The sequence below is a fragment of the Streptomyces sp. NPDC054841 genome (assembly GCF_053611045.1).
In genome coordinates this window covers 1-3,101 of sequence record NZ_JBSGZO010000724.1, presented here as the reverse complement: position 1 = coordinate 3,101, position 3,101 = coordinate 1, and the positions used below count along the sequence as shown (strand labels likewise).

Here is a 3,101-nt window from a genome sequence, read left to right as displayed (position 1 = left end):
TCCGCCTTGGATCCGAAGCCGCATCAGTGACATCAGCCGCTTCGCGGCGGGCGCTCGCTGATCCAGCCTGATCCACCGGACCGGCCCTAGGCCTGCCCGGCAAGATCCGCCGGACAGGCCCTGTGCCTTCGCAAGCCAGGCCTAGGCGCCCCGCTGCTCCGCGAGGAGCCGGTCCGCGATCTCCTCGATCCGCTCGCGCAGCCCCTCCTGGCTCTTGCCGCCGTCGAGACGCTCGCCGCCGATGACATACGTGGGGGTGCCGGTGACGCCGATGGCCTTGCCCTCCGCCTGGTCGGCGTCGACGATCAGGATGTGCCGGCCGTCGATCAGAGCCGTGTCGAACTCCTCCGTGTCCAGGCCGAGTTCACGCGCGACCTCCAGCAGGAACGGCTCGCCCCCGCGGTCCAGCTCCTCGACCCGCCCGAGCACGGACTCCACGTACTCCCAGCCCTGCCCCTGGACCGTGGCCTCCTCCGCGGCCTGCGCTGCGGCGAAGGAGTGCTTGTGCTTCTCCAGCGGGAAGTGGCGCAGCCGCAGCTCCAGTCGGTCGCCGTAGCGGTCGCGCAGGAAACGCAGATCGGCGAGGGCGGCGCGGCAGTCGGGGCACTGCAGCTCGCACCAGACGTCCAGGACAACGGGGCCGGCGGGGGAGGAGTCGCTCATGGGGCCAGTCTTCCAGCCCCGCCGCGTACGCCCCAACCCGGACCTGCTGGGACCTGGGGAGGAGAGGCACCCCGGAGATCTCCCTGAGGTGCGGCCGGACCGTGGCCCGTGCACCGTCGTCCGGTGCAGGATGGAAGGGACGTATCCCTTCGCTTCGCTCGCCCTGGAGGACCGGATGCTTGCCGAGACCATTTGTTCCGCGGTGTCCGCGGCGGGGCTGGGCATCGCCGCGGTCGCGGCGTACCGCAAGCGCTTCCTGACCGCGACCCGTATCGCCGCGTATGCGCTGATCCCGCTGGGGCTGGTGCTGACCGGAGTCGTCGAGTGGGCCGCCGCCACCGCCTTCAGCCCGGCGGCATGGGCGGGCGTGGGAGTGCTCGGGGTCTCCTGGCTGCTGTTCATGACCTCCCGGGCCGTGGAGCGGCGGAGCCTCGGCAAGGCCGCCGAGGACAGCGGCCGCCCCAGCGCGGTCGCCCCGTCGGCGTCGGCACCCGCCGTCGGCCCTGGCTCACGTCCGGCCGCCCGGCCGAAGGGAAAGCCGCGCGCCGCCGAGCAGGGCGAGGATTTCAGCGATATCGAGGCGATCCTCAAGAAGCACGGCATCTGACGGCATCCCGTACACCGTGCGGCGTGCCGCGCGCGGCCGTGCTCCGTCAACATCCACGGGATGTGATGAACTCCCGCACGATCGAGGCGTGTTGGTCGATCATCGCGACGCGCGCTGCGTCATCATCACCCCGAGATGCTGGATACCTCCCGGGGCCAGGCCCCCGTCCCCGCCCCCGCCGACGAGCCGCGTGGTTGCCTCTTCGCGCTCTCCCAGCCGCCCCTGATGATCTTCCTCGGGGTGATCGGCTGTCTTCTGCTCATGGCCGCGGTCCACGATCTGTTCCTGCTGTGAGCCCCCTGTGAGCGATGTGCCCCTCAGCCGGCCGCTTCCTTGCGGCGTGCCCGGTAGGCGGCGACGTGCAGGCGGTTGCCGCAGGTGCGGCTGTCGCAGTAGCGCCGCGAGCGATTGCGGGACAGATCGACGAAGGCGCGCCCGCAGTCCGGTGCCTCGCACCGTCGCAGCCGCTCCCGTTCGCCCGCCACGAGGATGAAGGCGAGTGCCATACCGCAGTCGGCTGCGAGATGCTCGGCGACCGAGGCGCCGGGCGCGAAGTAGTGGACATGCCAGTCGTAGCCGTCATGGTCGGTCAGCTGCGGGGTGGTGCCTGCGGCGGCCACCAGCTGGTTGATCAGCTCGGCCGCGGTACGGGCGTCCGGCGCCGAGAACACCTCGGTGAACCGGCCGCGCACCTCCCGTACGGCGTTCAGGTCATGTTCACCCAGCTCACCCACGTCACTGACACTGTGGCTCCGTACGAACGAGTACAGCGACGCGACGTCCTTGAGTTCGTCGCCCGCGTCGTGCTCGGGTGCGGTGTTCACCAGATCGACGACGGTGTCGAGGGCGATGCGGGTGTCGTGAGGGATCAGCACGATTCGCTCCCTGCCATGCTGCGGGCGGGGCGCCCGCAGAATTGCGCTGACTCTAGCCGGTCCCCGGAAACGCGACGGCGCCGTCATCGCGGTGGATTCCGTGACGACGGCGCCGGAGCGTGCCTTATGTGGTTGTCCGTGCGGTGCCGTCTCCCCGAGTTGGACGGCGTCGAGCAGCTCTCGGCGTGGTTCAGCTTTCCGCCAGGATGTGCGAGAGCTCCGTATCGAGATCGAAATGTCGGTGCTCGGTGCCGGGCGGCACCGCGGCGTCGGTCCGCTTCAGGAACGACTCCAGGGCCCGGGCCGGGGCCTCGAGCAGGGCTTCGCCCTCCGGAGAGCTCAAAGCGATGCAGACGACGCCCTGGCCATGACTGCGGGACGGCCAGACTCTGACGTCGCCGGTGCCGGTGGGCCGGTGCAGCCCCTCGGCGAGAAGATCGCGGGCGAACACCCATTCGACCGTCTCCTCGGCTCCGGTGTGGAAGGTGGCGTGCACGGCGTAGGGATCGGCCGTGTCATACCGCAGGCCCGCGGGTACAGGCAGTGAGGACTCGCTCGATACAACGAGGCGCAGGTGCAGCTCGCAGCTGACCGTGGTGTTCATAAGCGCCAGGGCCTTTCGCTCAGTGTGCGCTCGGGGATTCGCACGTCGGCGAAATCGACATGCCACCTACGGTGCCGTTGTAAACCCCTCTGTCTGTTTTGTGATCCTTCAGGTACCCCGTACGGAGGAGTCCCAAGTACGACCGTGCGGTCATTCCAGAGCCTGCCCTCGTCGGGTACGTTGGGGCCCATGAATGCGGAGAGTGACGAGCGGGAAAGGGCCGCCGCCCCGGCGGCCGCTGTACCCGCCACGGGGGATGTGACCGCGCCGGCAGAGCCGCCTCTCGGCTCGCGGGCGCCCGAGTTCGTGAAGGCGCGCCGGACGCTTCATCTGAGCTGGCAGGTAGGCGTTT

5 protein-coding genes and 1 pseudogene are annotated in these 3,101 nt (G+C 69.8%); 3 read left to right on the top strand and 3 right to left on the bottom strand.

What is annotated here, in order from left to right:
* Positions 1 to 141: 141 nt before the first annotated feature.
* Entirely contained in the window at positions 142 to 663 is a 522-nt protein-coding gene (locus tag ACWGI8_RS42340; protein ID WP_453668787.1) for a DsbA family protein, read from the bottom strand.
* A 130-nt stretch (positions 664 to 793) separates the two neighbouring features.
* Here ACWGI8_RS42340 and ACWGI8_RS42335 point away from each other — a divergent pair, with 130 nt between their 5' ends.
* The gene (locus ACWGI8_RS42335) at positions 794 to 1,270 is read left to right on the top strand and encodes a hypothetical protein (RefSeq protein ID WP_453668788.1); all 477 of its coding nucleotides are present in this window, start codon (positions 794 to 796) and stop codon (positions 1,268 to 1,270) included.
* A 135-nt stretch (positions 1,271 to 1,405) separates the two neighbouring features.
* Positions 1,406 to 1,564 carry a hypothetical protein gene (locus ACWGI8_RS42330; RefSeq protein ID WP_453668786.1) on the top strand — a complete coding sequence of 53 codons (159 nt, stop codon included), beginning with the start codon at positions 1,406 to 1,408 and terminating at the stop codon, positions 1,562 to 1,564.
* Between the two features lie 23 nt (positions 1,565 to 1,587).
* Here the strand turns inward: ACWGI8_RS42330 and ACWGI8_RS42325 are convergent, their stop codons facing one another.
* Both ACWGI8_RS42325 and ACWGI8_RS42320 read right to left on the bottom strand, forming a co-directional pair.
* A complete protein-coding gene (locus tag ACWGI8_RS42325; RefSeq protein WP_453668785.1) occupies positions 1,588 to 2,145 on the bottom strand; it encodes a CGNR zinc finger domain-containing protein in 558 nt (185 codons plus the stop codon).
* A gap of 190 nt (positions 2,146 to 2,335) precedes the next feature.
* Entirely contained in the window at positions 2,336 to 2,749 is a 414-nt protein-coding gene (locus tag ACWGI8_RS42320) for an SsgA family sporulation/cell division regulator (RefSeq protein WP_003959770.1), read from the bottom strand.
* A 189-nt stretch (positions 2,750 to 2,938) separates the two neighbouring features.
* Here ACWGI8_RS42320 and ACWGI8_RS42315 point away from each other — a divergent pair.
* Positions 2,939 to 3,101 (top strand): annotated as a pseudogene (locus ACWGI8_RS42315) (TIGR02611 family protein); the annotation flags it as partial.